The organism is Ruegeria sp. G7 (assembly GCF_056535465.1).
Genome location: NZ_JBQFIL010000001.1, coordinates 3,297,520 through 3,323,750, shown reverse-complemented (window position 1 = coordinate 3,323,750; position 26,231 = coordinate 3,297,520). Strand labels below are relative to the sequence as shown.

Below are 26,231 nucleotides of genomic sequence, written 5' to 3'. Positions count from 1 at the left end.
GCGGGCGGATCCCTTTGGCCAGGAAAAAGGATAGTGCTTTCCCTGACGTCACATAGCACATCACATTTCCCAAATTATGACAAGAAGATGTGGGAAATGTCTGCCTTTTAGGGGAAAATGTGCCATTCATGCACATCTATTTTTCCCCCACATAGGGGATTTGTTGGGGTTCGTCTGTGTCAGCCATGGTGTCCGCTGCTGTATTTGAGTGGTTATGTACGAGCTTTAATCATTAAATTCGCGAAAATGATGCCTATTTTGTGGCGGAAACCAGACCTGTTTCGACCAACATGCCGCGTGCTTTCGCCTCAGGGTAGTATCCTTTGGCGTAAAGAAAGATCGCGCGTTTCTGATCTCCGTCCGACAATAGCCAGGCCCCGCGCAGGTATTTTCCCGCAAACTCTAGATTGGTATCCGCGTCCAGCAGGCCTTGCGCATTGCCGGTGTAGCCCATCGACCGGGCGGTGGCGGGTAGAATCTGCAGCAGCCCGTAATAGGGGCGGTTCACGGCCCATGGGCGGTGTGTGCTTTCGCGGATAGCCAGTTTGTGCACCAATTCGCGCGGCAGTTCGTAATGATCTGCCCATTTGTTGATCGAGGCACGCAGCTCAGGCGTTTCGTTGGGATAGAGCGGTGGATCGAAGGTATCCTGACGCGTCGGTGTGTCAGGACCGCCGCAGGCAACGAGGGGGCTGCAATCATAAGGGCCAGCACTTTACGACGAAGAAGAGGGGGCATAGGGGAAACTCCGGTTTTGCAAGGGCCGATGATATGGATCATGCGACCGATCGCAAGGTCGTGCTGACGTTCGGGGCCGATTTCTGCCGTGCCGGTAGCTATGAAAGAAAAGAGCCACGCAAACGCGTGGCTCTTGCAAAGTGCAAAGCTGTGTCAGATCAGGCTTTAGCTTCGTCTTCCTCAGCCGGTGCTTCTTCTGCAACCAGCTCTTCGTCGTCCGAAGCGGCCGAGCCGATATCGTCGAACAGTTCGGCGATCTCGAATTCAGCAGCGGCTTCTTCTTCAGCAGCCAGTTCCTGAATCGATTTACCCGATGCCTGCAGTTCGGCTTCTTCTTCCGAACGGGCAACGTTCATCTGGATCTCGACCTCGACCTCGGGGTGCAGTTTGACTGCCAGCGAGTGCAGACCCAGTTCCTTGATCGGAGCGATCAGGGCGATCTGTTTCTTGTCGACGGTGAAACCAGCTTCGGTTGCAGCATCTGCCGCGTCACGCGGGGTGACCGAGCCGTACAGAGCGCCGGCATCCGATGCCGAGCGAATCACGATGAACTGCTGGCCGTCCAGCTTTTCAGCCAGTGCTTCAGCTTCTTTCTTGGTTTCCAGGTTGCGGGCCTCAAGCTGTGCTTTCTGGGCTTCGAACGAGGCGATGTTCGACTCGGACGCGCTCAGCGCTTTGCCCTGGGGCAGCAGGAAGTTGCGGGCGTAGCCGGGCTTGACGTCAACGACGTCGCCCATCTGACCCAGTTTCGCAACGCGTTCCAGCAGGATAACTTGCATGTCAGTCTCTCCTTACTTCACGGCGTAGGGCAGCAGGGCGAGGAAGCGGGCGCGCTTGATAGCACGGGCCAGTTCACGCTGCTTTTTCGCCGAAACGGCGGTGATGCGCGAAGGTACGATCTTGCCACGCTCAGAGATGTAGCGCTGCAGCAGACGGGTGTCTTTGTAGTCGATCTTCGGCGCGTTGTCGCCCGAGAACGGGCAGACCTTGCGGCGGCGGAAAAATGGTTTTGCGGCCATGGTTTAAGTCCTTTCGTCAGGCGTTGATCAGCGGCGCTCGCGGCGGCCTTCGCGCTCATCGCGCTTCTGCATCTGGACCGAGGGGCCCTCGGCATGCTCGTCGACCTTGATGGTCAGAACGCGCATGACGTCTTCATGCAGGCGCATCAGGCGCTCCATTTCCTGAACCGCACCCGAGGGGGCATCGGTTTTCAGGAAGGCATAGTGGCCTTTGCGGTTCTTGTTGATCTTGTAAGCCATTGTCTTGACGCCCCAGTACTCGCTGTCGACGACGTTGCCGCCGTTGTCAGCCAGAACGGTGCCGAAATGTTCGACAAGGCTTTCTGCCTGCGCGTTGGACAGATCCTGACGCGCGATCATTACATGCTCATACAGTGGCATGTGCACTCCTGTTTATATCAAGGCGCATTTCAAAGGCGGGGCCATATGGTCCTTCGCGACCCTGCCACGAGAGGCTGCGCGATTCATAACTCCTGCGAAGGATGGCCCCGTATACACGTTTGAGCGGACGGGGCAAGCCCCGCCACAGATGCCTTTGTGAAGTCGCCCAATTTCCTCTGACGCGCCCAATTCCTGACTTTTTTCGCGGCGAGGTTGTTCCACAAGTCGGGAACACCCGGATGATTGAGAAACCATAGACAGGGCAAGACAATGGCCGTCATGCAAACAAATACTTTTGAAAAGACAGCGCCCGGCGCAGTGTTCGATAAATCCGTTCCCGTTCTGATTACGTTTGCTCCGAACTGGCGTGCCCGGATGGTACTGCTGCGTGTCGCTGGCGCGTTTCTGATCCTCTCGGCTTTTTCGATGTGGCTCATGCCCGGCTCAGTCATGAGCGCCGAGGTCTGGCCGCTGAAACTGGTGGCGTCGCTGATGATGCTGATCGTGGGTGTCAGCCTGCTGACCATTCAGGTGATGGACGCGCGCCCCGACGCTTATTTTGACCCGATCCGCCGCGAAGTGCGTATCCTGCAAAAGAACGAAAATGGCCGCCCGCAGACGGTCCTGCGCCGCAGCTACGACTCGCTGGGCGGTGCACGTTTTGCCGATGATCAGGTCGAATTGTTCGACGTGGATGGCAGCCTGCTGATGAAGCTGCCTTTGGAATCGGCGGATGTCGGCGCAGCGCTGAAAGGGCAACTGAGCCAAAACGTAACAATTTTCGCCTGAATTCTATTCTGTTCAAATAGGAACAGAGTTTGTGAATCAAAAAAACTTGTCTGCCGCCCTTGGGCGGCACATTTTATTTCATGAGCAACCCACCCGGTTTGCAAAACCAACTTTGCGGAGATTGTTATGAAATCCACCCTTCTCGCCGCCGCTCTGGCTGTATCTGCCACGACCGCCTTCGCCAGCGCTGAAAAATACGTATTGGACCCAAGCCACAGCCAGGTGATCTTCAACTACAATCACCTTGGTTTTTCGACCACCTATGGCATGTTTTCGGGCTTTGAAGGCGAGATCATGTTCGATCAGGAAAACCCAGCCGCTTCCAGCGTGACCGTATCAATGCCGGTGGTCGAGATGTTCACCGGCTGGAAACCGCGCGAAGATCACTTTATGACCGAGGATTTCTTTGGCGTGACCGAAGGCGATCTGATCAGCTTTACCTCGACCAGCATTGAAGTGACTGGCGAGGACACCGCCAACATCACTGGTGATCTGACGATGAACGGCGTGACCAAGTCGGTGGTTCTGGACGCCAAGCTGAACCAGGTGGGTGAGCATCCGATGGCAGGCAAGCCCTGGGCCGGTTTCGATGCAACCACAACTTTGGTGCGCAGCGATTTCGATTTGGGTCAGTTTGCTCCGTTCGTAAGCGATGAGGTTCAGGTACAGATTTCGGTCGAAGCACAGAAGGCCGAATAAACCCTATTCGATAGACGCAACAAAGACCGCCGGGGTTGAACGCCCCGGCGGTTTTATTCTTCGTCTCGCTCGGCTGTCAGTTCGACATCGACGTCGACGGTAAAGCCAAGCGAGTCTTCGGTGGGCTGTGACGTTCCAACGTCGAAATCCATGCGGTTGAGCGAAAGCCCGCCGGACATGGTGGCCAGATCATCCACCAGTTCCAGATCGAAAGGTAGGGTGACCTCGATGGATTTGTCGCGGATGGTGAGCGGGCCGCGGGCTTCGTATCCGGTTTCCGTTTTGAACAGATCGGCCTTGAAATGGGCCGTAGGGAATTGAGCGCTGTCAAAGAAGTCCGCACCCATCGCCTGATCACTGACGGTGCCCAGGCTGAGCGAGGCAATGGCGATCGTTACATCGACTGATCCCGCCAGCCCAGTATCTGCAGGGTCTTGGAACGCGATCGCGGCGGTCCAATCCCGGAACTGTCCGGTGACGGGGCTACCCAGCTGGGAGATCGTGATCGAGAGCGTGCCATCCGCAACCTCCCATTCGGATTGAACCTCGTCCAGCTCGGCGGTGTCCAGCGTGGCTTTGGAGTGATCATCAAAGATGCCGGTGCTCCAGCCACCAACCAGCACTGCGGCCCAGATCACCAACGCAGCGAAAGCAGGCAGTGCCGAATGGTGTTGTGCTGGCGGCTCGGGCGCATGTGCTTGGCCGGGCAGCATACGGCGCAAGGTGCTGTCCTTGTCCACGACATGGTGCTTCATTGCGCCCGCGATATGCAGAACCAATGACCCGCCCAGTATCCAGACGAACAACCAGTGCAGGCTGGCCGTGAGTTCAGCCAGAAGCGCGGATTTTGGAACCAGCGGCAGATTTTGGCCAAACGGCCACAGGATTGGCGCGAAACCATCGGCTGCTGCGTGGTGGATCCAACCGCTGAGCGGAACCACCACAAGTGACCCGTAGAGAAGCCAGTGCACGGTTTCGGCGGCAAAAGCCTCGGGCTTGTTATCTGCGTTGAGCAGGCCGGGTTTGGTCTGTGTCATAGCCCACAGGATTCGGGCCAAAGCGACGAAGAACACGGCGACACCGATGGTCTTGTGCAACGAGAAAAGCCGCGCGGCGCGTGCGATGTCATCCTCGGTGGTTGCGACATCCGGGTTGTAGATCGCATGGGCCAGTTCGTTTGCGAACCAACCCAGCGGAATGGCGGCCAGGATCAGCAGGGCAGTCAGCCAGTGAAATGCCTTGGTTATGCCACCATAGCTCGATCGGGTGTTCGTCAGGGACATTGCGTGACTCTCTGCGTTATCATGTTGGGGACAACCTAAAGTGCTGGTGTGCCGACACAAGGCGGAGAAATGCACAGTAAGGGTGTCCTGATGCAGAACGCAGGCAATGCTTGTGCCGCGCCGTTTGTCAGTTTACACCCCGCCGAAACCTGACGTCACGCAAGAGGCACTTATGACACGCGCGTTTGTTTTCCCCGGGCAGGGCGCCCAGACCATCGGAATGGGCAAGGCTCTGGCCGATGCCTATCCCGCAGCCCGCGCCGTTTTTGATGAGGTCGATGAGGCTTTGGGTGAGAAGCTGAGCGATCTGATCTGGGACGGCGAGATCGCGGATCTGACCCTGACACAGAATGCGCAACCGGCGCTGATGGCGACCTCGATGGCGGCGATGCGCGCGCTTGAGGCCGAGGGGGCATCGATCTCGATGGCGTCATATGTGGCAGGGCATTCGCTGGGTGAGTACTCTGCCTTGGCCGCTGCCGGGGCTTTGTCGGTCGCTGACACCGCACGGCTGCTGCGGACCCGTGGACAGGCAATGCAGAGCGCCGTGCCGGTGGGTGAGGGCGCGATGGCGGCTATTCTGGGTCTTGATCTTGAAGCCGTACGCGCCGTGGCCGAAGAGGCCGCGCAGGGTGAGGTCTGTCAGGCCGCCAATGACAACGACCCGACGCAGGTCGTGGTGTCCGGCGCAAAGGCCGCCGTAGAGCGTGCTGCAGAGATTGCGAAGGAAAAAGGAGCCAAACGCGCGGTTATGTTGCCGGTAAGTGCTCCATTTCACTGTGCGCTGATGCAGCCTGCGGCAGATGTGATGGCAGAAGCTTTGTCTGCTGTTGAAATCAAGGCACCTGCCGTGCCGCTGATCGCCAATGTGCGCGCCGAGGCTGTAAGTGATCCGGATGTGATCCGCCAGTTGCTGGTCGAACAGGTCACCGGGTCGGTCCGGTGGCGCGAAAGCGTGCAGTACATGGTCGCGCAGGGCGTGACTGAGGCGTGGGAGATCGGCGCGGGCAAGGCTCTGTCTGGGATGATCCGCAAGATCGACCGTGCGCTGACGTGCACGGCGGTCGGGTCGCCTGATGATGTACAAAAAGCCGTTAATCCCGGCGCGTAAACGAAGGACAGTCGCCGGTTTCGGCGGCCAGAGAGGAATGCTAAATGTTTGACTTAACAGGTAAGAACGCGCTTATCACGGGTGCCTCGGGGGGTATCGGTGGCGATATTGCCCGTGCTTTGTATGAGGCAGGCGCGACCGTCGGCCTTTCCGGAACACGTGTAGAGCCGTTGCAGGCGCTTGCTGAGAGCCTCGGAGAGCGCGCGCATGTGTTGCCGTGTAATCTGAGTGACCCGGAGGCCGTCGAGGCACTGCCGAAACAGGCGGCTGAGGCGATGGGATCGGTTGACATTCTGGTCAACAATGCAGGCATCACGCGTGACAACCTGTTCATGCGCATGTCCGATGAAGAATGGCAGAGCGTCATTGACGTGAACATGACCGCGACCATGAAACTGTGCAAAGGCGTGATCCGGGGCATGATGAAGGCACGCTGGGGTCGGATCGTGAATATCTCGTCTGTCGTGGCGGCAATCGGTAATCCGGGGCAGGCGAACTATGCTGCGTCCAAGGCCGGTATGATCGGGTTCTCGAAGGCACTGGCGCATGAGGTTGCGACGCGTGGGATTACCGTAAATGCGGTGGCTCCGGGCTTTATCACCACGGCCATGACCGAGAAGCTGACGGATGAGCAAAAGAAGGGTCTGCTGCTGAAGGTTCCTGCAGGGCGTATGGGTGATCCGCAGGAAATCGCCGCTGCTGTGTTGTATCTGGCCAGCCCCGAAGCAGGCTATGTGACCGGAAGCACCTTGCATGTGAATGGCGGCATGGCCATGTTGTGATCGCAATTCGGGGCGGATGCGAAAGCGTTTGCCTTACGCGTTGTCTGTGCTATAGGCGGCGCGTATGCGCAGGGACCGGTCGGAAGGCCGGTTCTCTGATTTCCCGGGGACCCGGGACCCAAACCGCCCGGAACGGGCAAAACCAGTCCACCCCGAACGGGCAAGGGCAGAACCGGGCGAACCGCCCTGAAATTGAAATGAGGAATAGACATGAGCGACGTCGCAGATCGCGTTAAGAAGATCGTTGTTGAGCACCTGGGTGTTGAAGAGGACAAGGTTGCCGAAAACGCCTCGTTCATCGACGATCTGGGCGCAGACAGCCTGGACACCGTTGAGCTGGTAATGGCGTTCGAAGAAGAGTTCGGCATCGAAATCCCTGATGACGCAGCCGAGACCATCCAGACCTTTGGCGACGCCGTCAAATTCATCAGCGAAGCTTCCTAAGCTTATCGTTCTGAGACAAAAGCGGCGCTTCCGGGCAACGGAGGCGCCGTTTTTTATGCGCTGATGAAATTCGGGCTTGCCCCAAGGGGGTTACGCTCCGCACTCTGACCCCCGAGGCAAGTTATCGAGCGGGCAAGGGCATGATAAGATCCACCCCGATGATCAATACGGCGCGTCTGACCCTGTGTGCGATGCGCCCCGAGGATTTCAACCGGTTCGCCGAGATTTGGGGCGATCCGGATGTGGTGCGGCATATCGGTGGCACTCCGCTGAGCCGCGGCGAAGCTTGGGACAAGTTTTTGCGCAACGCCGGGCACTGGCAGATGACCGGTTTCGGGCAATGGGGCGTCATGCTGCAATCGAATCGCAAATTGATCGGTCAAGCCGGGTTCTTCTATGGTAATCGCGCCTTGGGAGAAGACTTTGACGGCTTCCCCGAAGCGGGTTGGGTTTTGATGACAGACATGCAGGGCCAGGGCTATGGTCATGAGGCCGCGCACGCGGCACATGACTGGTTTGATCGTGTCATACCCGGCCCTCTGGTCGCGTTGATCGACGCCGGGCACACAGCGTCACGCCGGTTGGCTGAGAAGCTGGGATACAAGCTTCTGCGTGAGGCCGAATACCGCGATACCGCAGTGCATCTGTTTCGACGTGATGGTCCGCCTGCAAGGTTTTGAACGCGGCTTTTATTGCTGCGATGCCGCAAAATGCATGAACTGTGCCGATCCTGAGAAGTGATGGGCGTTACCAAAGTGATATGGTAATGTCGAACTTCCATTTGTCTGGGCGGAGGAAAAGGCACATGAGAATTTACCCTACGATGGAGCTGCAGAACGGTCGTTGTGTCACGCTGGACAAGGGCCGTCTTGAGGACGCGATGATCTGGCACGTGGATCCGGTGGAGACTGCGCGCAGCTGGTCGGCGGCAGGTGCCGAATGGATGCATCTGACCGATTTCGACGCGATTGAAGGGCGTGATACCAACGCGGCGCTGGTGGAAGAGATCATTCGCTCGGCGGAGATGCCGGTGCAATTGGCTGGCGGTTTGCGCAATCGCGAACAGGTCGAGTACTGGATCAACAAAGGCGCGGGGCGAATCGTGATCGGCACGCTGGCTGCCTGGGATCCGCAACTGGTGAAGGAACTGGCCAAGCTTTACCCCGATCAGATCGTGTTGGCCGTGGATGTGTGGCAGGGGCAGGTGATGACCGAAGGTTGGCGCAGCCAAAGTGCGTTTACGCCCGACGCTTTCATCGAAGCCTTCGCAGAGACGCCTTTCGCTGCGATTCTGGTCACCGATATCGACAGCGACATGGAAGATGTCGAGGCGCAGCTGGGTCTGATTTCTGGTCTGGCCGAGAAGTCACGCACTCCGATCATCGCCAGCGGTGTCGTGCGGACCGTCGATGATATCTCGCGACTGGCCTACATTCCCAACATCTCGGGCGCGATTGTCGGCCGCGCGTTATTCCGCAAGACCGTGGACCTGAGCGCGGCGCTGGAGGTCGCGAAAACTGCGCATGAACCGGTCGCAGAATTTCAGTAAGCTGTCTTTTGGCAATTGAACCCGCCCGCCGCAGAGATGCCGGGCGGGTTCTTTCGTACGGCCATAGGCAATGGCTGATGATGATCCGTTGGCAAAAATCCGGGCGGCAGTGCGTTGCCGGATCAGAATCCGCCGTTGCTCTTGCCCCCGCACCCCGGGCCGGGGTATGAGCGGTTCTCATAACAGGAAGCAGGCAAGAGGCACTTCATGCGCAGAGTCGTTGTAACCGGTCTGGGATTGGTCACTCCCCTGGCCAGTGGGGTTGAGGAAACCTGGTCGCGTCTGCTGGACGGTGAGTCCGGCGCGGGCCCCATCACGCTGTTTGATGCCGAAGGCAGTGGCGTGACCACGACCTATGCCTGCGAAGTGCCGCGCGGAGACGGTACCGACGGAACATTCAATCCCGATGATTGGATGCCGCCGAAAGAGCAGCGCAAGATCGAGGACTTTATCCTGTATTCGATCGCTGCTGCCGAGATGGCGTGCAAGGATGCGAATTGGCTGCCCGAGGATGAAGAAGACCGTCTGCGCACAGGCGTATTGATCGGTTCGGGTATTGGTGGTCTGGGATCGATTGCCGAGACCGCGAACCTGATCCGCGACAAAGGTCCGCGCCGGGTGTCGCCTTTCTTTATTCCCGGCGCTCTGATCAATCTGGCCTCGGGTCAGGTTTCGATCCGCTTTGGCTTCAAAGGTCCCAACCACTCGGTCGTGACTGCCTGTTCTACGGGTGCGCATGCGATTGGAGATGCCAGCCGGATCATCCGCTCGGGCGATGCGGATGTGATGATCGCAGGTGGCGGCGAGGGCTGTATCTGCGAGATTGGCATTGCCGGTTTCAACTCATGCAAGGCGCTGTCGACGAAATATGCCGACGATCCTAAGAAAGCGAGCCGCCCCTACGATATCGACCGTGACGGCTTTGTCATGGGCGAGGGTGCGGGTATCGTGGTTCTTGAGGATTATGAGCATGCCAAGGCGCGTGGAGCAAAGATCTACGCTGAAGTGCTGGGCTACGGCATGTCGGGCGATGCATATCACATCACTGCGCCCTCTGAGGACGGCGACGGGGCCGAGCGTTCGATGAAAGCTGCGCTGCGCAGCGCTGGGCTGGAGCCCAAAGATCTGGACTATATCAACGCTCATGGCACCTCGACCATGGCGGATACGATTGAGTTGGGTGCGGTCGAGCGTTTGCTGGGGGATCACGCCGGAAACGCCACCATGAGTTCGACCAAATCCGCGACAGGGCATCTGTTGGGCGCAGCGGGCGCGATTGAGGCGATCTTCTCGATCCTTGCGATCCGCGATCAGGTGGCTCCGCCGACGATCAACCTTGATAACCCGGCTGTCGAGACGCCGATTGATCTGGCGCCGAACGCCAAGCGTGAGCGTGAAATAAATGTTGCGCTGTCAAATTCCTTTGGCTTTGGCGGCACAAACGCGAGCGTGATCTTCGGAAAGGCCAGCTAAATGTGGCGGGCCTTGGCGTCGAACGCGCTGACCGTATTGGTCGTTGGGCTGTTCCTGTTGGGCGGCGTCGTCGTATGGGGGCAGTCTCAATACACGTCCGAGGGCCCGCTTGAAACTGCGATTTGTCTGCAGGTCAGGCCCGGTTCCAATATGACCCGCGTGAGTCAGGAGCTGGAAGATCAGGGGGCGATCAGCAGCGGGCTTATCTTCAGATTGGCCGCAGACTATGCCGATAAATCCCAACAGCTGAAAGCCGGAAGCTTTCTGGTGCGCGAAGGTGCGTCGATGGAGCAGATCATCGATGAGGTCACCCGCAGCGGTGCCAGTACCTGTGGGACCGAGATCGAATACCGCATTGGTGTCACCCGGATGCAAACCCGGGTGCGCGAGCTTAATCCCGCCACACTGGACTTTGATGAGGTCGCATCTTTTGTGATCGGTGAGGAAGACGCCCCTGCAGTCTATGAAGAAAAACGCGGGGAGGCGGACACACGCTATCGCATTTCTTTGGCGGAAGGCGTTACCAGCTGGCAGGTTGTAGAGTCTCTCAAAGCGATGGATTTGCTGACCGGTGACGTTGCAGATCTACCCGCTGAGGGGATGCTTGCGCCTGACAGCTACGAGGTCACGCCGGGTGCTGATCGAAACGCGATTCTTGCAGATATGAAGGAAAAACAGCAGCTAAGGATTAACGCGGCTTGGGAGGGGCGGCAGGACGGCTTGCCCTTGAGCAGCCCTGAAGAGATGTTGATCCTGGCCTCGATCATCGAAAAAGAGACCGGTGTCCCGGATGAACGCGGTCAGGTTGCCAGTGTGTTCGTCAATCGCCTGAATCAGGGTATGAAGTTGCAAACGGACCCGACGGTAATCTATGGCGTTACAAAAGGCCAAGGCACACTTGGCCGTGGCCTGCGCCGCAGCGAACTGCGCCGTGTAACGCCTTGGAATACTTACGTGATCGACGGGCTTCCGCCGACGCCGATTGCCAATCCGGGCATGGCCAGCCTTGAGGCTGCGGTTGCTCCGGCAAGTACAGATTTCATCTTCTTCGTTGCAGATGGAACCGGTGGGCACGCCTTCGCTGAAACACTTCAGGAGCACAATCGCAACGTCGCCAAATGGCGCGAGATTGAGGCCGAGCGAAACTCGGGCAACTGACGCAACCCGTCTTGGTGAGCTTGTAATAGCGGCCTGATGGATCATCAGGCCGCTCGTTTTTTTGCTCAGGCCGCTTTCGAGCGCCGAGGGCGGCGACGTTTCTGGCCGCCGGGTTTGGGCGCGCCGGAGTTTTGCGGTTTTGGTCCACGACGACGATTTCCCTGACGCCGGGCGGGTTTGGCCGGGGTGATCGCTTCGGGCATTTCACCGCTCGCCGTCGGAATTTCGATCTTCATCAGCTTTTGAATCTGGCGCAGCAGATCGACTTCTTCGGCCGAGCAGAACGCGATGGCTTCGCCCTCACGCCCTGCGCGTGCGGTGCGGCCGATGCGATGGACGTAGTTATCGGGCACCTCGGGCAAGTCGTAGTTGATCACATATGCCACACCGGGGATATCGATACCGCGCGCGGCAACGTCCGTGGCGACAAGAATGCTGATCTCGCCGTCGCGAAAGGCCTTGATCGCGCGATCTCGTTGACCCTGGCTTTTGTTGCCGTGGATTGAGGCCGCGTTATAGCCATCAGCCACGAGGCCTTTCATCAGCTTTTCGGCCCCGTGTTTGGTGCGGGAAAAGACCAGTGTCAGCGCGTCGGGGTCGGTTGACAGAATTTCGCGCAGCTTCGCCGGTTTGCCGGGCTTTTCAACAAAATGGATCGACTGGGTGATCTTGTCCGCGGCTTTGCCGGGGGGCGAGACCTGCACGCGTTGCGGGTTGGTTAGGTAAGCGCGGCTGAGTTCTTCCATCTGTTTCGGCATGGTAGCCGAGAACAGCATGGTCTGGCGCGGTGTACCCAGTTCAGGCGCGATGCGGCGCAGGGCGTGGATGAACCCCATGTCCAGCATTTGGTCAGCCTCGTCCAGTACCAGATGGCGGACCGAGCTCAGGTCAACGGCCTTGCGTTCCATCAGGTCGATCAGGCGGCCCGGTGTCGCCACGAGGATATCAGTGCCGCGCGACAGGAACATGATCTGCTTATTGATCGACTGACCGCCGACCACGGTGGCAACGCGCAGTTTGGTCTTTTTGGTGAGGTTGCGCAGGCTGTCGGCGATCTGGTTAACCAGTTCGCGGGTGGGCGCAAGGATCAGCGCCTTGGCCGTCTTTGGCGCAGGTTTGCCGGGCTGTGCCAGCAGGTGGTCAATCAGCGGCAGGCCAAAGGCCAGCGTCTTGCCGGTGCCCGTCTGGGCGAGGCCCATGATGTCATGCCCGTTCAGCGCCAGCGGAATCGCCTGGTTCTGGATCGGGGTGGGTTGGGTGAAATTAGCGCGTTTCAGCGCGTCATTGAGCGCGGGCGCAAGGCCCAGCATGTCGAAGTCGAACAAATAACTATCCTTTGTGGCCCCTTGCGTCGGCGCAGGAGGCGAAATGGGCCGCATCCGCGACCGGCAGGGGTTGTGCGAGACCTCAGGACAAGCAGGCGGTTCCTGCCTGATCCGGCCGTCGCGTCAAGAACCCTGCGTGATGGGGAACTGGGGTGAATCGGGCGCTGTAAGGGCGGGGCGAACCCGCCGATGCTCACGCTTCAGCGCTGCTTGAAGAGCAAATGCGCCTTGCGGCCGAGATTGTCAAGCGTCGCGTAGCGAAACGCTTGCGCAAATTGCGCGTTTGCCAGATAGGGGTTCAGAGCGATTTAGGGATAGATCATGACGTTCAGAGCCCTGCAGAGTTCGGATTTGAGGACGGCCAGCATCGCCCTTGTCATCGGTGGGATGATGTGGGGGTTGTACTGGATTCCGGTTCGGTATTTCGTCGACCAAGGGCTGAGCGGTCCATGGCCGGGGATCGTCATGTATACTGCAGCTTTGATCGTGTTGACGCCCTTCCTGATGCGAGAGAGGCGAGCGCTTCTGAGAGACTGGCGCAAGCTGGTCTATAGCGGGATGTTCACCGGTGCAGCGTTTAGCTTGTTCACCATCAGTCTGGTCTATACGGACGTCGTCCGATCAATCCTGCTGTTCTATCTGACACCGGTCTGGGGAACGATCCTGGGCATGTTGTTCCTGGGCGAACGCCTTGGCGCGGCCCGGGGTCTTGGCTTGCTATGTGGTCTGGGCGGCATGTTCATTGTGCTCGGTGGAGAGCAGGGGGTTCCATGGCCGCGCAATATCGGGGACTGGCTGGCCCTGATCTCGGGCATGACCTGGGCTTTGGGGTCCATGGGGCTGTATCGGGCATCCGGTATATCGGTTTCCGGGCAGGTTTTTGCCTTCCTGTCCGGGGCTCTGGCCTTGTCGCTGCTCAGTCTTCCGTTTGCCGTTAGCCTGGGATCACCCGAGAGGGTCGGAGAGATTTTTATCGGCGTCGGGCCGGTAGCGTTGTTGTCGGTCCTCTACACCTTGCCAATGTTCTTCCTTACGATTTGGCCCGCAACAAAGTTGACTCCGGCGCGCGTAGGCCTGCTGCTGATGAGCGAGGTCGTGGTGGGTTTGATCTCGGCTGCGGCCTTTTCTGGCGAACCCTTCGGGATGCGAGAGTTTGCCGGTGCAGCGCTGATCGTAAGTGCCGCTTTTCTAGAGGTGATGCGGAGCTGATCGTAAACGGATCGGACGCTGGGTGTTGCGCGCCTGTTGCGTAATACATTGACTTTGCGCGCTTAATCGCGTATCTCTTATGTCATGCTAGAAGAAGTGGGCAACGGCCCCGGGGCGACCCGGTGGCCGTTTTTCGTTTCTCTCGTGCGGAGAAAACTCACGCATGAGGTCAAAAGCCAAACATGACTTTGATTACCCCGGAAGAGCGGATTTCTCAGACGGCTGATTTGTTGCAGTCGCTTGAACGATCCATTCGCGATCTGCGTCAGGCAGCGGAAGAACTGCGAAAACAGATCACAGCCGGGGAGGATGCAGACCTTGCCGGAACAGGCAAGCAACTGGGTCAGCTAGAGGGGCTGATCCGCAGTTGTCAGAAAGTGGAGACAAGCTTTGTCGAACAACATCACAGACAAGCCGGAATTGCCCAAGGGGGCTATGCGCTCGACCTTGATCGGGCACGATCTGAGATCGGGTGCAGGCTGGCTCGCCTCCGCGCCTGCTGCGGTGCAGGACAGGTTTCTGAGTGAGATCGGGGAGGGGGGGCTGTGTGCCCTCCCTTTCCTGTTCGAGTTCTGGGCGCTGCCGCATCAGTTGCCGCCTGAAGGTGACTGGCGGTCATGGGTGATCATGGGGGGCCGTGGGGCTGGCAAGACGCGGGCCGGGGCCGAATGGGTGCGGTCTGTGGTCGAGGGGTCTTTGCCGTTGGATAAGGGCGAAGCGTGTCGGGTGGCTTTGATCGGTGAGACATTCGATCAGGTGCGCGATGTGATGATCTTTGGTGACAGCGGGATCCTGCAATGCTCGCCGCCGGATCGTCGGCCTGTTTGGAAGGCGTCCGAGCGCAAGCTGGTCTGGCCCAACGGGGCCGAGGCGCAGGCGTTTTCCGCGCATGATCCGGAGGGGTTGCGGGGGCCGCAGTTCGATGCGGCCTGGGTGGATGAACTGGGCTGTGCTGCGGTAGACAAGGGGACCAACCAGCCCAATAAGTTTCTGGATCCCAAGTCTTCGGAATCGGAATTGCCGAAGTATTCGAATGGGATGCGAGACGACTTTATTTCGGTTCAATATCTTCGGGCGATGCTTGGGTATTGGGGGGATCCGCAGATCAACCCGGTGTCCGAGATTTACGGCGGTCCAATGGTCGATATGTCGAACGCCTATGTCTGGGCCTGGGATGCGCGGCCCTATCCAACCTTCCCTAACTTGCGGTCACAATGGGCTGATGGTGACAACTATGCGCGTGGGCATTGGCTGAACGGGCGATCCGGGTCACGGACGCTGGCTTCGGTGGTGACCGAAATCTGTCATGGGGCCGGCGTGACGGATATTGATGTCTCGGCGCTCTACGGTGTTGTTCGCGGTTATGCAGTCGAAGACGTCATGAACGCGCGCCAGGCCCTGCAGCCGCTGATGCTGCGATATGGGTTCGACGCGATTGAACGCGACGGGGTGCTGGTGTTTCGCACACGCGATGGGCGGCGTGCGCATGTGCTTGACCCGGACCAAATCGCCATCAGCGCGGATATTGAGGGATCGGTTGAATATCGCCGGGAGGCCGAGGCCGAGATGACAGGCCGCGTGCGCCTGCGATTTGTCCAGTCGGATGCCAATCATGACGTGGTTGCCGAAGAGGCGGTTCTGCCCGACGACAGGACGCATGCGGTCGCAGTGAACGAGATGCCGCTGTCGATGACGCGAGCAGAGGGGCGGCAAACGGTCGAACGATGGTTGAGCGAGTCGCGCATTGCGCGCGAGACGGCCAAATTTGCGCTGCCGCCGTCGCTGTCGCATGTGGGCGCAGGGGATGTCGTAAGCTTGACGGGCGCTGGGCAAGACATGGGCGCGTTGTATCGGATCGACCGTATGGAGCACGCCGAAATGCAGTTGGCTGATGCGGTTCGGATCGAGCCGGGCGTCTATGCGCATGCAGACGTGCAGGATGATGGTGTAACGGCGCAACCCTTCGCAGCGCCGGTTCCCGTCTTGCCAGTCTTCATGGATCTGCCTCTGATCACGGGGTCAGAGGAACCCCATGCGCCGTATCTGGCGACCACCGCCGATCCTTGGCCCGGCAACGTAGCCATCTACGCCGCTGCGCAGGATGAGGACTATAACCTGCAAGAGGTGATCGCCGGTCAGGCCGTGATTGGCTTTACCGAGACACCGCTGCGGCGGGCGAGTGCCGGAATTTGGGATGAAGGTCCAGCGCTGCGTGTCAACCTGATCGATGGTCTGCTCGAGTCGCGCCCACGCGCGGCGTTGCTCAGCGGGGCCAATTTGGCCGCCATCGGGGACGGCACACCCGGTAATTGGGAGCTGTTCCAGTTCTCTGATGCCAGCCTCGAGGAAGCAGGTATCTATCACTTGTCGGGGCGTCTGCGCGGCCAATTGGGGACAGACGCTTTGATGCCGGATGTTTGGCCTGAAGGCTCGAGTTTTGTCCTGTTGGACGAACGCGTGTATCAGACCAGTCTGTTGCGTACCGAGCGGCGTATAGCCAAGCACTACCGCATAGGTCCCGCGACGCGCGGTTACGAGGATGCGGCCTATGTGCATCTGGTCGAGGCGTTCGACGGCAACGGGTTGAGGCCTTATGCGCCCGTGCATTTGCGTGTGTCATCGTCAGGCTCGGGGGACGCGTTCACATGGATCAGACGTACGCGCATTGATGGGGACGGTTGGGACGGCCTTGAGGTCCCCGTGGCCGAAGAAAGCGAAACCTATCTGGTCCGTATCCTAACCGAAGGTAGGCTGGTAAGAGAGGTGGTGGTCTCGACGCCCGGATGGTCCTACACATCGGCGATGCAGGCCGATGATGGCCTGAGCGGAGCTTATGAGATTGCAGTGGCACAGGTCTCGGCCGCCTATGGACCGGGGCCGGCTGCCCGGTTCGCAGTGGGCTGAGGCGCTGATGCGTCCAGTGTTACACGGCGATATCAGCGCGGCGGCGCGGGCTTTGTTGGCTGCGCCGCAGCCAGCGCGTTGGCGCCTGTGCACCCGGATGATTGCCGAAACCGAGCTGGCGGACCGGCATGTGCGCGCAACCGGGCGATTGCACCCGCTTTATGGCAACGGAGCGTTGATGAGTGTTGCGCGCACTCGCAGGCTTGCGGACGAACCGTGTTTTGACGATTTGCAATATTGTCAGTGTTTTGAGATGGTTCTGCGCGCCCTGATCCGGTTTCACACTAGCCAGAGGCGCAACTGACGCATTTGGTGGCGGCCAGATCAAGCTCTAGCCGCCCTCGTGCGATGCCTTCGCCGCAATCCTCGCAGTAGCCAAATTCATCTTCGGCCATACGGGCCAACGCGGCCTTGAGACGTAGGATCTCGCTGTCTCGGCGCGCCTGCTGCGCCTTGGCCATCGCCTGGTTTTGCAGGGCATCCATCCGACTAAGACGTCCGATCGCCTGCTGATCCAATTCGACCACCGCCTGCGCCTGCCGCCCGCTCTCGGACTGGACGTGCAATTCGGCGAGGCGCTTACCGATCAAATCCTCAAAATGCTTTCGATCTTTCGCGTTCATTTTTTGTTGTGCGGTGCATCAAGGGTTTGCGTTTGGAGTTTTTACCTCTAGATGGCATTCTAGGCGCAGCAAAGGATGAAAAGCCATGTTTGAAAAGCGCAGCCAAGTCACACCGGTCGATCCGGTTTGGGATCGCATCACATCAGAAGCCCAATCCGCCGTCGAGAAAGAGCCGCTGATGGGCGGCTTGGTACATGCCTGCGTCCTGCATCATCGCAGTCTGGAACGCGCTTTGTCTTATCGGATTTCGGCTAAGCTGTGCTCGAATGAAATGTCGATGATGGTTCTGCGCGAAATCGTGGATGAGGCTTACGAAGACGACAAATCCCTGATCGCTGCGGCACGGGCTGACCTGATGGCCGTTTACGAGCGGGACCCGGCGTGCCACCGTTTGTTGCAGCCTATCCTGTATTTCAAGGGTTATCAGGCCATGCAGGCCTACCGCGTGGCCCACTGGCTGTGGCGCAAGGGACGTCATGATCTGGCTTATTTCTTCCAGATGCGATCCTCTGAGATCTTCGGGATCGACATCCATCCCGCGGCGAAGATTGGCAAAGGTATCATGATCGATCATGCCCATTCGATCGTGATCGGTGAAACCGCTGTGGTCGGGGACAATGTCTCGATGCTGCATTCGGTGACACTGGGTGGGACCGGCAAGGAAGAGGAACAGCGCCATCCTACAATTGGGGATGGTGTTCTGATCGGAGCCGGAGCCAAGGTGCTGGGCAACATCCAAGTGGGCCACTGCAGCCGCATTGCCGCAGGATCGGTTGTGCTGCAAGAGGTGCCGGCCTGCAAGACGGTCGCGGGAATACCGGCAAAGATCGTGGGCGAGGCGGGCTGCGATCAGCCCTCAATCTCGATGGATCACATGCTTGGGAAAGACCAGTAGCACTTAGTTTGATTGGCTGTTGCGTCGTTCTTGCCGGGCGCGCTTTCGCTCTTCCCGACGTTGCTTGCGCAGCTCAATCCGCCGCTCACGGTCGGCCTTTTGTTGCGCGATCACGGCGGGGTCGCTTGACCTGAACTTTGAATTCTCGCCGGGATAGCTGTTTGGTTTTGCGATGGCAGTAGCCGGAACTGTGGTAGCAGTCAGGACCACCAGAAGCAGGGTTTTGGTTAGATCAGAAACGCGCATGGCCCACCTTTGGATTGCATTCCGTTTGCATCCAAGGTGGTGAAGTCGGGGCGTTTGGGCAACTGCACGGACGATCACGCTTGCTCACATCGTGGCGGTGATCGTGAGAGCACCCGCCGAGGTTAGACCCCGGCGGGTAATGTTTAATCAGGCCAGCATGACCATCGGGTTTTCCAGGTTTTCCACGATGGCTTGCAGCAGCTGAGCCCCCAGTGCACCGTCGATGACCCGGTGATCGACCGACATGGTCACGGACATCACGGTGGCGACCGTCAGCTCTCCATCATCGCCCACAACCGGTTTTTTCAGCCCGGTGCCGACCGCAAGGATACCAGCGTGCGGCGGGTTCACGATGGCGTCGAAATTGTCGATGCCGAACATGCCGAGGTTCGAGACTGCAAACGTGCCGCCCTGATATTCATGCGGGGCCAGCTTGCGTTCGCGGGCGCGTCCGGCGAGGTCCTTCATCTCGGTCGAGAGCGCAGACAGAGACTTGGTGTCGGCATCCTGCAGGACCGGAGTGAATAGACCGCCTTCGATGGCGACTGCGACCGCTACGTCCGATGGTTTCAGTTGCAGAACCCGGTCGCCCGCCCAGACGGCGTTGCATTCTGGAACCTGCTGCAGCGCGTTGGCGACGGCCTTGATGATGAAGTCGTTGACGCTGAGCTTCACGCCCCGGCCTTCCAACTGCTTGTTCAGCTGGCTGCGGAACTTGAGTAGCGCGTCCAGTTTGATGTCGCGGCGCAGGTAGAAATGCGGGATGGTCTGCTTGGCTTCGCTGAGGCGCGCGGCAATGGTTTTGCGCATGCCGTCGAGTTTGACCTCTTCGTAGTCGCGACCTTCGTACATCTTGGCGACGGCATCTGCGGATGGGCCAGCCGGTGCTGCGGCTGTCGGAGCGGCGGCTGCAGGTGCTGCGGCGGGGGCCGGAGCGGTTGCAGTTGCGCCTTCAACATCCGCTTTGACGATGCGGCCATGCGGGCCCGAGCCGGCGATCTGCGCCAGATCGAGGCCCTTTTGTGCGGCAATCCGGCGGGCCAGAGGTGAGGCGAAGATACGACCACCATCGGCCTTGGCCGGTGCTGCCGGGGCAGGGGCGGGCACCTCGGATGCCGCTGGCGTGGCAGCCTCGTTACCCGCGGCGGCTGCGGGAGCAGCCGCTGGGGCTGCTGCAGGTGCGGTGCCAATGTCATCGGCGCTTTCGCCGTCTTCCAGCAGGACCGCGATGGCTGTGTTGACCTTGACCCCTTCGGAGCCTTCCGGGATCAGGATCTTGCCGATGGTGCCTTCGTCAACGGCCTCAAACTCCATCGTGGCTTTGTCAGTTTCGATCTCGGCCAGCAGGTCGCCGGACGAGACGGTATCGCCCTCTTTGACCAGCCATTTGGCAAGTGTGCCTTCCTCCATAGTGGGCGAAAGGGCGGGCATCAGAATTTCGGTGGGCATCTGTCTGTCGCTCCTTACCGGTAGGTCACTTGTTTGACGGCGGCGATCACCTCATCGGTGGTGATCAGGGCCAGCTTTTCGAGGTTCGCGGCATAGGGCATCGGAACGTCCTTGCCGGTGCAGTTGATGACCGGCGCGTCGAGATAGTCAAACGCTTCCTGCATCACGACCGAGCTGATGTAGCTGCCGACCGAGCCTTGCGGCCAGCCTTCTTCGACAGTTACCAGGCGGTTGGTTTTCATAACCGAGTTGATGATCGCGCCGGTATCCATCGGACGGATGGTGCGCAGGTCGATGACCTCGGCGCTGATGCCGTCTTCGGCCAGTTTGTCGGCGGCTTCCAGAGCGTATTGCATGCCGATGCCGAAGCTGACGATGGTCACGTCCGAGCCTTCGCGCCAGATGCGGGCCTTGCCCAGCGGGACGGTCAGGTCATCCACCTGCGGCACATCGAAGGACCGGCCGTAGAGGATTTCGTTTTCCAGGAAGACCACCGGGTTGGGGTCGCGGATCGCTGATTTCAGCAGGCCTTTGGCGTCGGCTGCCGAGTAGGGCATCACGACTTTCAGGCCGGGGATCTGCATGTACCACGCGGCGTAGTCCTGGGAGTGCTGCGCGGCTACGCGGGCGGCAGCACCGTTGGGACCACGGAACACGATCGGGCAGCCCATCTGACCGCCAGACATATAGAGCGTCTTGGCGGCGGAGTTGATGATCTGGTCAATCGCCTGCATGGCGAAGTTGAAGGTCATGAACTCGACGATGGGTTTCAGGCCGCCAAAGGCCGAGCCGACGGCGATACCGGCAAAACCATGTTCGGTGATGGGCGTGTCGATGACGCGTTTGCCACCGAATTCATCCAGCAGACCTTGAGAGACTTTGTAGGCGCCTTGATATTCGGCGACTTCTTCACCCATCAGGTAAACGTCTCCATCACTGCGCATTTCTTCTGCCATCGCGTCGCGGAGAGACTCGCGGACCGTTTGCTGCGCCATCTCGGCGTCTGCGGGCCAGTCGGGGGACAGGTCCACGACCGGCGCGGCAGGCGCTGCTGCTGCAGGAGCGGAGGCCTCAACCGCCGCAGGGGCGGCCTCGGTCACCGCTGCGGCTGCGGGCGCAGCCGCGGGCAGGGCGGAGGCGTCTTCGCCTTCTTCGACCAGGATCGCGATGGGGGTATTGACCTTGACCCCTTCGGTGCCTTCGTCGATCAGGATCTTGCCGACAATGCCTTCATCGACGGCTTCGAACTCCATCGTGGCTTTGTCGGTTTCGATCTCGGCCATGATATCGCCCGAAGATACGGTGTCGCCTTCCTTGACCAGCCATTTGGCCAGCGTGCCCTCTTCCATTGTGGGCGAAAGGGCGGGCATGAGAATTTCGGTTGCCATGTCTTAGTCGTCCTCTCAGGCGTAAATGTCGGTCCAGAGCTCTTCGACGGAAGGCTCGGGGCTTTCTTTTGAGAATTCGGCGGCCTGATTGACGATCTCTTTGATCTCTTTGTCGATCGCTTTCAGGTCATCCTCGGTCGCGTGTTTGCCGGTCAGCAGCAGCTCGCGCACGTGTTCGATCGGATCGCTTTGTTCGCGGACCTTCTGAACTTCTTCGCGGGTGCGGTACTTGGCCGGGTCGGACATCGAGTGGCCGCGGTAGCGGTAGGTTTTCACCTCAAGAATATAAGGACCCTTGCCAGCGCGGCAGTGGGCCACGGCCTTTTCGCCAGCGGCTTTGACGGCCAGAACATCCATGCCGTTAACGATCTCACCGGGGATACCGAAGGCCTCACCGCGGTGGTAGATGTCCTTGGTCGAGGTCGAACGCGCCTGCGATGTGCCCATAGCGTATTGGTTGTTCTCGATGACGAATACGACTGGCAGTTCCCAGATAGCCGCCATGTTGAAGGTCTCGTAGACCTGACCCTGGTTGGCCGCGCCGTCGCCGAAGTAGGTGAAGGTGACGCCACCGTTTTCCTTATACTTGTCGGCGAAGGCCAGACCTGCGCCGAGCGGGACCTGCGCGCCGACGATGCCGTGGCCGCCGTAGAAATGCTTCTCTTTCGAGAACATATGCATCGAGCCGCCCTTGCCCTTGGACAAGCCGCCCTCGCGCCCGGTCAGTTCGGCCATCACGCCGCCCGGGTCCATCCCGCAGGCCAGCATGTGACCGTGGTCGCGGTAGGAGGTGATGCGTTTATCACCCTCTTTCGCTGCAGCCTCGAGCCCGACGACAACCGCCTCTTGTCCGATGTAAAGGTGGCAGAACCCGCCGATCAGACCCATACCGTAAAGCTGGCCCGCCTTTTCTTCGAATCGGCGGATCAGTAGCATCTCGCGGTAGTATGTAGTCAGTTCTTCCGCAGAAACATTTGGTTTCTTTGTGGTTTTTCGCGCAGCCATTGTGGCGATCTCCCCCTTTCGGCAAGATAGTTTAGCGTTAAACTATCTTCTAAGGCATTTCGCTTCATCTGGCGAGGGTAAAAGTGACGCGGGGGCAGGGCGCGCATCTTTCCAGGATGCAGCGCTTGTTTCATGGGCGGAACGGTGCGGAGATTTTTCGTCGAAAAATCTTGTCAGCGGATGACGATTTCGTCGGCGCGGATCATGCCGAGCACCGAGCGCGCTTGCTGATCCAGCAAGTCGAGATCCAGATAGGTGTCGGACAGGCGGCGGGTCAGGTTCTCCATCCGGGCGATTTCGGAATTCAGCCGTTCCAGATCATGCGAGAGCGCTGTGCGTTCTGCTGCAATCTCGACACGGCGAAACAGGCCGTAATCCCCCTGCACGGCGGCAAAGGTGAAATAGACGCCGAGCATGAAAGCAACCGAGAAAAAGATGAAAGCCCCCAGACCGGGCCGATGGGAACGGGTCACTGTGTCAACCGCCGTGTAACAAACTGCCTCAGAAACGCATCCTTTGCGGATGTCTGCACGCACTATGTCACAGCTGATTCGGCTTGTGAATCCCCCTCCGCGCAAAATGCTGCGCCGGGCGGCTTACTGGTCCAGTGCGGCCACACCCGGCAGGGTCTTGCCTTCCATCCATTCCAGGAATGCTCCACCAGCGGTCGAGATATACGAGAAATCCGCCGCCGCGCCGGATGCGTTCAGGGCGGCGACCGTGTCGCCTCCGCCCGCGACCGAGGTCAGCTTTCCGTCGCGGGTCAATGCGGCGGCTTTGAGGGCGGCGGCGTTGGTGGCCGCGTCGAACGGGGTCAGCTCGAACGCGCCCAGCGGGCCATTCCAGATCAGGGTCTGGCTTTTCTCCAGCACCTCGGACACGGCGGCAACGCTTTCGGGTCCGGCGTCCAGGATCATCGCGTCGGCGGGGCATTGATCTGCGGGCAGAACCTGATGTGGCGCGTTGGCCTCGAATGCCTCGGCCACAACGATGTCACGCGGAAGGACGATGGTGCAGCCGGTGCTTTCGGCTTTGCCGAGGATTTCGGCTGCGGTGTCCGTCATCGCGTGTTCGGCCAATGATTTGCCAACGTCGATCCCCTTGGCCACAAGGAACGTGTTGGCCATGCCGCCGCCGATGACCAGATAGTCGACCTTCTCAATCAGGTTGCTCAGCAGGTCCAGCTTGGTCGACACTTTCGCGCCGCCGACAACCGCCGTGACGGGGCGCTTGGGCGCGCCCAGGGCGGCCTCAAGCGCGCTGAGTTCTTGTTGCATTAGGCGCCCGGCACAGGCGGGCAGTAGACGGGCCAGCGCCTCGGTCGAGCTGTGGGCGCGGTGGGCGGCCGAGAAGGCATCGTTGCAATAGACGTCGCCCAGCTTTGCCATGCCTTCTGCAAGAGGCACGCTGTTTTTGGTTTCCTCGGCATGGAAGCGGGTGTTTTCCAGCAGCAGGACCTCTCCATCGCCCAGTGATGCGGCGGCGGTTTCGGCATCAGGCCCGACGCAATCATCGGCAAAGCGGACGGGAACGGCAAACGCCGCCTCAAGCGCGGGCACCAGTTGTTTCAGGGACATCTCAGCAATGCGTTCGCCCTTGGGACGCCCGAAATGGGCCAGCAGGATCGGCTTGCCGCCAGCAGCGAGGATATCGCGCACGGTGGGCACAATGCGCTGGATGCGGGTGTCATCTGTGACCACGCCATCCGCGACGGGCACGTTGATATCCACGCGCACCAGAACCCGTTTGCCGTTCAGATCCATATCGTCCAGAGATTTCCAGCCCATCGCGCCTATCCTTGCCCATTGCATCCAGTTTCTGGCGGTTCTTTTCCTGCATTTTGCCTTCAGGTCAATGCGTCACTTGGCATTCGCGCGCCCGCGTCTTAGGTATTTGCGCAAGTTTCAAAGACAGGAGGGCCAGATGGCCGAGATCAAAGACCCCGAAAACACGATCATCATCGAGCTGAAGGACGGCAACGTCGTGATCGAGCTGCTGCCGGACGTGGCCCCTCAGCATTCGGCGCGCATGAAGGAACTGGCGCGTGGCGGCGAGTATGACAACGTGGCCTTTCACCGGGTCATCGACGGGTTCATGGCGCAGACCGGCGATGTGCAGCATGGCGATATGGAAGACGGGTTCAACATCCGCATGGCGGGCACCGGTGGTTCGTCGCTGCCGAATGTCCCGGCCGAGTTCTCGAAACTGCCCCATGATCGCGGTACGCTGGGCGCTGCACGCTCGGCCAACCCGGATTCGGCCAACTCGCAGTTCTTTATCAACTTCAAGGACAACCACTTCCTGAACGGTCAATACACCGTCTATGGCCGCGTCATCGACGGGATGGAGCATGTGGACGCCATCGTCCGCGGTGAGCCGCCTGCGAGCCCCGACCGCATGATCAGCGTCAAGGTGGCCGCCGATGTATAAGCTGGCCGCCGCATTCGCTCTGCTGGCCAGCCCTGCGCTGGCCACGGGTCTTGAGATCGAAATCGAAGGTGAGGGTGCCAACGGCACCGTCACCGTTGATCTGTTCGAGGATCTTGCACCGCAGCATGTCGAACAGATCACCGCGCTGGCCGCTGCCGGTCAGTATGATGGCGTGGTGTTCCATCGTGTGATCGACGGTTTCATGGCGCAGACCGGCGATGTCGAACATGGCCGTCTGGGCGCGGATATGCGCCGCGCGGGCACTGGAGGCTCGGACCGTCCTGACCTGCCCGCCGAGTTCTCGGACTATAACTATGACCGGGGTGTGGTCGGTATGGCGCGGGCGCAGGATCCCGACAGTGCCAACTCGCAGTTCTTCATCATGTTTGCACCGGGTCCGTTCCTGAACGGCCAGTACACCGTGGTCGGTCAGGTCACGGACGGGATGGATGTGGTCGACGCAATCAAGCGCGGCGACGGGCCGAATGGTGCGGTCATTGGCCAGCCGGATGCGATGAAAAAGGTCACTGTGACCGAGTGAACAGACAGGGCCCCGGTGCGGATTGCACCGGGGCCTTTGTCTTGGGCTTAATCGTCGCCCATTGCCCGCCAGATCACCGCTCCGATTGCAGCACCGATCAGCGGGGCCACCCAGAACAGCCACAACTGCGCCAGCGCCGGACCGTCCGCGAACAGGGCCACGCCTGTTGACCGCGCCGGGTTGACGGATGTGTTCGTCACCGGGATCGAGATCAGGTGGATCAGGGTCAGCCCGAGGCCGATGGCGATAGGCGCAAACCCTGCAGGCGCAAAATTAGACGTCGCGCCCAGGATGATGATGAGGAAGAACGCCGTCATCACGATCTCGATCACCAGCGCCGACATTAGCGAGTATCCTTCGGGTGACGCCTCGCCATATCCGTTCGAGGCAAAGCTGCCCGCGCCTTCAAAGCCGGGCGCACCGCTGACGATCAGATACAGCACCGCAGCGGCGGCAATCGCGCCGATGACCTGCGCAATCCAGTAGGGGATCAGGTCTTTGGCGTCGAACCGCCCTCCGATCATCAGACCCAGACTGACTGCAGGGTTGAAATGCCCGCCCGAGATATGACCGACCGCGTAGGCCATGGTCAGAACGGTCAGGCCAAAGGCAAACGAAACACCCAGCCAGCCGATGCCCACATCGGCCACACCTGCCGCCAGTACCGCGCTGCCACAGCCGCCCAGGACCAGCCAGAACGTGCCGAAAAACTCGGCCATGAGTTTTGATGGCATGAAATCTCCTCCGGAAAACAATGGGGTGGAGTGTAATTCAGAAATCAGTTTTTGTG

28 protein-coding genes and 1 pseudogene are annotated in these 26,231 nt (G+C 59.7%); 15 read left to right on the top strand and 14 right to left on the bottom strand.

Annotated elements, in window-relative coordinates:
• Nucleotides 1-253: 253 nt before the first annotated feature.
• The 4 genes and pseudogenes from ACR3EN_RS16700 to rpsF form a co-directional block, all read right to left on the bottom strand.
• Nucleotides 254-646 (bottom strand): annotated as a pseudogene (locus ACR3EN_RS16700) (transglycosylase SLT domain-containing protein); the annotation flags it as partial.
• Nucleotides 647-896: 250 nt separating this feature from the next.
• On the bottom strand, nt 897-1,517 hold the full coding sequence (gene rplI / locus ACR3EN_RS16695; RefSeq protein ID WP_480819654.1) for a 50S ribosomal protein L9: 621 nt from the start codon (nt 1,515-1,517) through the stop codon (nt 897-899).
• A gap of 12 nt (nt 1,518-1,529) precedes the next feature.
• A complete protein-coding gene (gene rpsR / locus ACR3EN_RS16690) occupies nt 1,530-1,757 on the bottom strand; it encodes a 30S ribosomal protein S18 (RefSeq protein WP_005982441.1) in 228 nt (75 codons plus the stop codon).
• A 27-nt stretch (nt 1,758-1,784) separates the two neighbouring features.
• Complete coding sequence (gene rpsF, locus ACR3EN_RS16685) at nt 1,785-2,138, bottom strand: 30S ribosomal protein S6 (protein ID WP_480819655.1); 354 nt, start codon at nt 2,136-2,138, stop codon at nt 1,785-1,787.
• A 279-nt stretch (nt 2,139-2,417) separates the two neighbouring features.
• Here rpsF and ACR3EN_RS16680 point away from each other — a divergent pair, with 279 nt between their 5' ends.
• On the top strand, nt 2,418-2,927 hold the full coding sequence (locus ACR3EN_RS16680; protein ID WP_480843469.1) for a hypothetical protein: 510 nt from the start codon (nt 2,418-2,420) through the stop codon (nt 2,925-2,927).
• 126 nt (nt 2,928-3,053) lie between these two features.
• On the top strand, nt 3,054-3,626 hold the full coding sequence (locus tag ACR3EN_RS16675; protein ID WP_480819657.1) for a YceI family protein: 573 nt from the start codon (nt 3,054-3,056) through the stop codon (nt 3,624-3,626).
• 53 nt (nt 3,627-3,679) lie between these two features.
• On the opposite strand, the gene ACR3EN_RS16670 is transcribed toward ACR3EN_RS16675, so the two are convergent.
• Nucleotides 3,680-4,909, bottom strand: a complete 1,230-nt coding sequence (locus ACR3EN_RS16670) for a cytochrome b/b6 domain-containing protein (protein WP_480870172.1) — start codon at nt 4,907-4,909, stop codon at nt 3,680-3,682.
• 172 nt (nt 4,910-5,081) lie between these two features.
• Between ACR3EN_RS16670 and fabD the strand changes: the two genes are divergently transcribed.
• The 7 genes from fabD (at nt 5,082) to mltG (ending at nt 11,426) form a co-directional block, all read left to right on the top strand.
• The gene (gene fabD / locus ACR3EN_RS16665; RefSeq protein WP_480819659.1) at nt 5,082-6,020 is read left to right on the top strand and encodes an ACP S-malonyltransferase; all 939 of its coding nucleotides are present in this window, start codon (nt 5,082-5,084) and stop codon (nt 6,018-6,020) included.
• 44 nt (nt 6,021-6,064) lie between these two features.
• Nucleotides 6,065-6,802, top strand: coding sequence for a 3-oxoacyl-[acyl-carrier-protein] reductase (gene fabG / locus ACR3EN_RS16660; RefSeq protein WP_480819660.1), 738 nt, complete (start codon nt 6,065-6,067; stop codon nt 6,800-6,802).
• 210 nt (nt 6,803-7,012) lie between these two features.
• Nucleotides 7,013-7,246 carry an acyl carrier protein gene (locus ACR3EN_RS16655; protein WP_008756330.1) on the top strand — a complete coding sequence of 78 codons (234 nt, stop codon included), beginning with the start codon at nt 7,013-7,015 and terminating at the stop codon, nt 7,244-7,246.
• 140 nt (nt 7,247-7,386) lie between these two features.
• Nucleotides 7,387-7,926: a GNAT family N-acetyltransferase gene (locus ACR3EN_RS16650; protein WP_480819661.1), complete on the top strand. Its 540-nt coding sequence runs from the start codon at nt 7,387-7,389 to the stop codon at nt 7,924-7,926.
• A gap of 125 nt (nt 7,927-8,051) precedes the next feature.
• Entirely contained in the window at nt 8,052-8,795 is a 744-nt protein-coding gene (locus ACR3EN_RS16645; protein ID WP_480819662.1) for a 1-(5-phosphoribosyl)-5-[(5-phosphoribosylamino)methylideneamino]imidazole-4-carboxamide isomerase, read from the top strand.
• A 207-nt stretch (nt 8,796-9,002) separates the two neighbouring features.
• On the top strand, nt 9,003-10,268 hold the full coding sequence (gene fabF, locus ACR3EN_RS16640) for a beta-ketoacyl-ACP synthase II (protein WP_480819663.1): 1,266 nt from the start codon (nt 9,003-9,005) through the stop codon (nt 10,266-10,268).
• A complete protein-coding gene (gene mltG / locus ACR3EN_RS16635; RefSeq protein WP_480819664.1) occupies nt 10,269-11,426 on the top strand; it encodes an endolytic transglycosylase MltG in 1,158 nt (385 codons plus the stop codon). It begins immediately after the preceding gene.
• 65 nt (nt 11,427-11,491) lie between these two features.
• Here the strand turns inward: mltG and ACR3EN_RS16630 are convergent, their stop codons facing one another.
• Complete coding sequence (locus ACR3EN_RS16630) at nt 11,492-12,751, bottom strand: DEAD/DEAH box helicase (RefSeq protein ID WP_480819665.1); 1,260 nt, start codon at nt 12,749-12,751, stop codon at nt 11,492-11,494.
• A 321-nt stretch (nt 12,752-13,072) separates the two neighbouring features.
• Here ACR3EN_RS16630 and ACR3EN_RS16625 point away from each other — a divergent pair, with 321 nt between their 5' ends.
• The 3 genes from ACR3EN_RS16625 to ACR3EN_RS16615 all read left to right on the top strand — a co-directional run bounded on the left by ACR3EN_RS16625 (nt 13,073) and on the right by ACR3EN_RS16615 (nt 17,168).
• The gene (locus ACR3EN_RS16625) at nt 13,073-13,960 is read left to right on the top strand and encodes a DMT family transporter (RefSeq protein WP_480819666.1); all 888 of its coding nucleotides are present in this window, start codon (nt 13,073-13,075) and stop codon (nt 13,958-13,960) included.
• A gap of 435 nt (nt 13,961-14,395) precedes the next feature.
• Nucleotides 14,396-16,864 carry a phage tail protein gene (locus tag ACR3EN_RS16620; RefSeq protein WP_480869488.1) on the top strand — a complete coding sequence of 823 codons (2,469 nt, stop codon included), beginning with the start codon at nt 14,396-14,398 and terminating at the stop codon, nt 16,862-16,864.
• Nucleotides 16,794-17,168 carry a DUF7742 family protein gene (locus tag ACR3EN_RS16615; RefSeq protein WP_480869462.1) on the top strand — a complete coding sequence of 125 codons (375 nt, stop codon included), beginning with the start codon at nt 16,794-16,796 and terminating at the stop codon, nt 17,166-17,168. Before ACR3EN_RS16620 ends, ACR3EN_RS16615 begins: the two co-directional genes overlap by 71 nt.
• On the opposite strand, the gene ACR3EN_RS16610 is transcribed toward ACR3EN_RS16615, so the two are convergent.
• Nucleotides 17,149-17,487, bottom strand: a complete 339-nt coding sequence (locus tag ACR3EN_RS16610; RefSeq protein WP_480819668.1) for a TraR/DksA family transcriptional regulator — start codon at nt 17,485-17,487, stop codon at nt 17,149-17,151. The two genes, ACR3EN_RS16615 and ACR3EN_RS16610, sit on opposite strands and share 20 nt — an antisense overlap.
• Before the next feature lie 85 nt (nt 17,488-17,572).
• On the opposite strand from ACR3EN_RS16610, the gene cysE reads away from it, so the two are divergent.
• The gene (gene cysE, locus ACR3EN_RS16605; RefSeq protein WP_480819669.1) at nt 17,573-18,382 is read left to right on the top strand and encodes a serine O-acetyltransferase; all 810 of its coding nucleotides are present in this window, start codon (nt 17,573-17,575) and stop codon (nt 18,380-18,382) included.
• Nucleotides 18,383-18,385: 3 nt separating this feature from the next.
• On the opposite strand, the gene ACR3EN_RS16600 is transcribed toward cysE, so the two are convergent.
• The 6 genes from ACR3EN_RS16600 to ACR3EN_RS16575 all read right to left on the bottom strand — a co-directional run bounded on the left by ACR3EN_RS16600 (nt 18,386) and on the right by ACR3EN_RS16575 (nt 24,257).
• Nucleotides 18,386-18,628, bottom strand: a complete 243-nt coding sequence (locus ACR3EN_RS16600; protein WP_480869459.1) for a hypothetical protein — start codon at nt 18,626-18,628, stop codon at nt 18,386-18,388.
• A gap of 147 nt (nt 18,629-18,775) precedes the next feature.
• Entirely contained in the window at nt 18,776-20,077 is a 1,302-nt protein-coding gene (locus ACR3EN_RS16595) for a pyruvate dehydrogenase complex dihydrolipoamide acetyltransferase (protein WP_480819670.1), read from the bottom strand.
• A gap of 14 nt (nt 20,078-20,091) precedes the next feature.
• On the bottom strand, nt 20,092-21,465 hold the full coding sequence (locus tag ACR3EN_RS16590) for a pyruvate dehydrogenase complex E1 component subunit beta (RefSeq protein WP_480819671.1): 1,374 nt from the start codon (nt 21,463-21,465) through the stop codon (nt 20,092-20,094).
• 15 nt (nt 21,466-21,480) lie between these two features.
• Nucleotides 21,481-22,470, bottom strand: coding sequence for a pyruvate dehydrogenase (acetyl-transferring) E1 component subunit alpha (gene pdhA, locus ACR3EN_RS16585; protein ID WP_480819672.1), 990 nt, complete (start codon nt 22,468-22,470; stop codon nt 21,481-21,483).
• A 173-nt stretch (nt 22,471-22,643) separates the two neighbouring features.
• Nucleotides 22,644-22,943: an FtsB family cell division protein gene (locus ACR3EN_RS16580; RefSeq protein ID WP_480528784.1), complete on the bottom strand. Its 300-nt coding sequence runs from the start codon at nt 22,941-22,943 to the stop codon at nt 22,644-22,646.
• A 123-nt stretch (nt 22,944-23,066) separates the two neighbouring features.
• On the bottom strand, nt 23,067-24,257 hold the full coding sequence (locus ACR3EN_RS16575) for a phosphoglycerate kinase (RefSeq protein ID WP_480819673.1): 1,191 nt from the start codon (nt 24,255-24,257) through the stop codon (nt 23,067-23,069).
• Between the two features lie 136 nt (nt 24,258-24,393).
• Here ACR3EN_RS16575 and ACR3EN_RS16570 point away from each other — a divergent pair, with 136 nt between their 5' ends.
• Together ACR3EN_RS16570 and ACR3EN_RS16565 are read left to right on the top strand one after the other, a co-directional pair.
• Nucleotides 24,394-24,900, top strand: coding sequence for a peptidylprolyl isomerase (locus ACR3EN_RS16570; protein ID WP_480528787.1), 507 nt, complete (start codon nt 24,394-24,396; stop codon nt 24,898-24,900).
• Nucleotides 24,893-25,441 (top strand): peptidylprolyl isomerase, encoded by a 549-nt coding sequence (locus ACR3EN_RS16565; RefSeq protein WP_480819674.1) that lies wholly within the window; start codon nt 24,893-24,895, stop codon nt 25,439-25,441. Before ACR3EN_RS16570 ends, ACR3EN_RS16565 begins: the two co-directional genes overlap by 8 nt.
• Nucleotides 25,442-25,488: 47 nt before the next feature.
• Here ACR3EN_RS16565 and aqpZ read toward each other — a convergent pair whose 3' ends face one another.
• Nucleotides 25,489-26,175, bottom strand: coding sequence for an aquaporin Z (gene aqpZ, locus ACR3EN_RS16560; RefSeq protein ID WP_480819675.1), 687 nt, complete (start codon nt 26,173-26,175; stop codon nt 25,489-25,491).
• Nucleotides 26,176-26,231 lie beyond the last annotated feature (56 nt).

What these genes read in the sequence shown, in the direction of transcription:
- rplI (WP_480819654.1), bottom strand. Translation starts at nt 1,517, where the DNA reads ATGCAAGTTATCCTGCTGGAACGCGTTGCGAAACTGGGTCAGATGGGC.
- rpsR (WP_005982441.1), bottom strand. Translation starts at nt 1,757, where the DNA reads ATGGCCGCAAAACCATTTTTCCGCCGCCGCAAGGTCTGCCCGTTCTCG.
- rpsF (WP_480819655.1), bottom strand. Translation starts at nt 2,138, where the DNA reads ATGCCACTGTATGAGCATGTAATGATCGCGCGTCAGGATCTGTCCAAC.
- ACR3EN_RS16680 (WP_480843469.1), top strand. Translation starts at nt 2,418, where the DNA reads ATGCAAACAAATACTTTTGAAAAGACAGCGCCCGGCGCAGTGTTCGAT.
- ACR3EN_RS16675 (WP_480819657.1), top strand. Translation starts at nt 3,054, where the DNA reads ATGAAATCCACCCTTCTCGCCGCCGCTCTGGCTGTATCTGCCACGACC.
- ACR3EN_RS16670 (WP_480870172.1), bottom strand. Translation starts at nt 4,909, where the DNA reads ATGTCCCTGACGAACACCCGATCGAGCTATGGTGGCATAACCAAGGCA.
- fabD (WP_480819659.1), top strand. Translation starts at nt 5,082, where the DNA reads ATGACACGCGCGTTTGTTTTCCCCGGGCAGGGCGCCCAGACCATCGGA.
- fabG (WP_480819660.1), top strand. Translation starts at nt 6,065, where the DNA reads ATGTTTGACTTAACAGGTAAGAACGCGCTTATCACGGGTGCCTCGGGG.
- ACR3EN_RS16655 (WP_008756330.1), top strand. Translation starts at nt 7,013, where the DNA reads ATGAGCGACGTCGCAGATCGCGTTAAGAAGATCGTTGTTGAGCACCTG.
- ACR3EN_RS16650 (WP_480819661.1), top strand. Translation starts at nt 7,387, where the DNA reads ATGATAAGATCCACCCCGATGATCAATACGGCGCGTCTGACCCTGTGT.
- ACR3EN_RS16645 (WP_480819662.1), top strand. Translation starts at nt 8,052, where the DNA reads ATGAGAATTTACCCTACGATGGAGCTGCAGAACGGTCGTTGTGTCACG.
- fabF (WP_480819663.1), top strand. Translation starts at nt 9,003, where the DNA reads ATGCGCAGAGTCGTTGTAACCGGTCTGGGATTGGTCACTCCCCTGGCC.
- mltG (WP_480819664.1), top strand. Translation starts at nt 10,269, where the DNA reads ATGTGGCGGGCCTTGGCGTCGAACGCGCTGACCGTATTGGTCGTTGGG.
- ACR3EN_RS16625 (WP_480819666.1), top strand. Translation starts at nt 13,073, where the DNA reads ATGACGTTCAGAGCCCTGCAGAGTTCGGATTTGAGGACGGCCAGCATC.
- ACR3EN_RS16620 (WP_480869488.1), top strand. Translation starts at nt 14,396, where the DNA reads ATGCGCTCGACCTTGATCGGGCACGATCTGAGATCGGGTGCAGGCTGG.
- ACR3EN_RS16615 (WP_480869462.1), top strand. Translation starts at nt 16,794, where the DNA reads ATGAGATTGCAGTGGCACAGGTCTCGGCCGCCTATGGACCGGGGCCGG.
- ACR3EN_RS16610 (WP_480819668.1), bottom strand. Translation starts at nt 17,487, where the DNA reads ATGAACGCGAAAGATCGAAAGCATTTTGAGGATTTGATCGGTAAGCGC.
- cysE (WP_480819669.1), top strand. Translation starts at nt 17,573, where the DNA reads ATGTTTGAAAAGCGCAGCCAAGTCACACCGGTCGATCCGGTTTGGGAT.
- ACR3EN_RS16600 (WP_480869459.1), bottom strand. Translation starts at nt 18,628, where the DNA reads ATGCGCGTTTCTGATCTAACCAAAACCCTGCTTCTGGTGGTCCTGACT.
- ACR3EN_RS16595 (WP_480819670.1), bottom strand. Translation starts at nt 20,077, where the DNA reads ATGCCCACCGAAATTCTGATGCCCGCCCTTTCGCCCACTATGGAGGAA.
- ACR3EN_RS16590 (WP_480819671.1), bottom strand. Translation starts at nt 21,465, where the DNA reads ATGGCAACCGAAATTCTCATGCCCGCCCTTTCGCCCACAATGGAAGAG.
- pdhA (WP_480819672.1), bottom strand. Translation starts at nt 22,470, where the DNA reads ATGGCTGCGCGAAAAACCACAAAGAAACCAAATGTTTCTGCGGAAGAA.
- ACR3EN_RS16575 (WP_480819673.1), bottom strand. Translation starts at nt 24,257, where the DNA reads ATGGGCTGGAAATCTCTGGACGATATGGATCTGAACGGCAAACGGGTT.
- ACR3EN_RS16570 (WP_480528787.1), top strand. Translation starts at nt 24,394, where the DNA reads ATGGCCGAGATCAAAGACCCCGAAAACACGATCATCATCGAGCTGAAG.
- ACR3EN_RS16565 (WP_480819674.1), top strand. Translation starts at nt 24,893, where the DNA reads ATGTATAAGCTGGCCGCCGCATTCGCTCTGCTGGCCAGCCCTGCGCTG.
- aqpZ (WP_480819675.1), bottom strand. Translation starts at nt 26,175, where the DNA reads ATGCCATCAAAACTCATGGCCGAGTTTTTCGGCACGTTCTGGCTGGTC.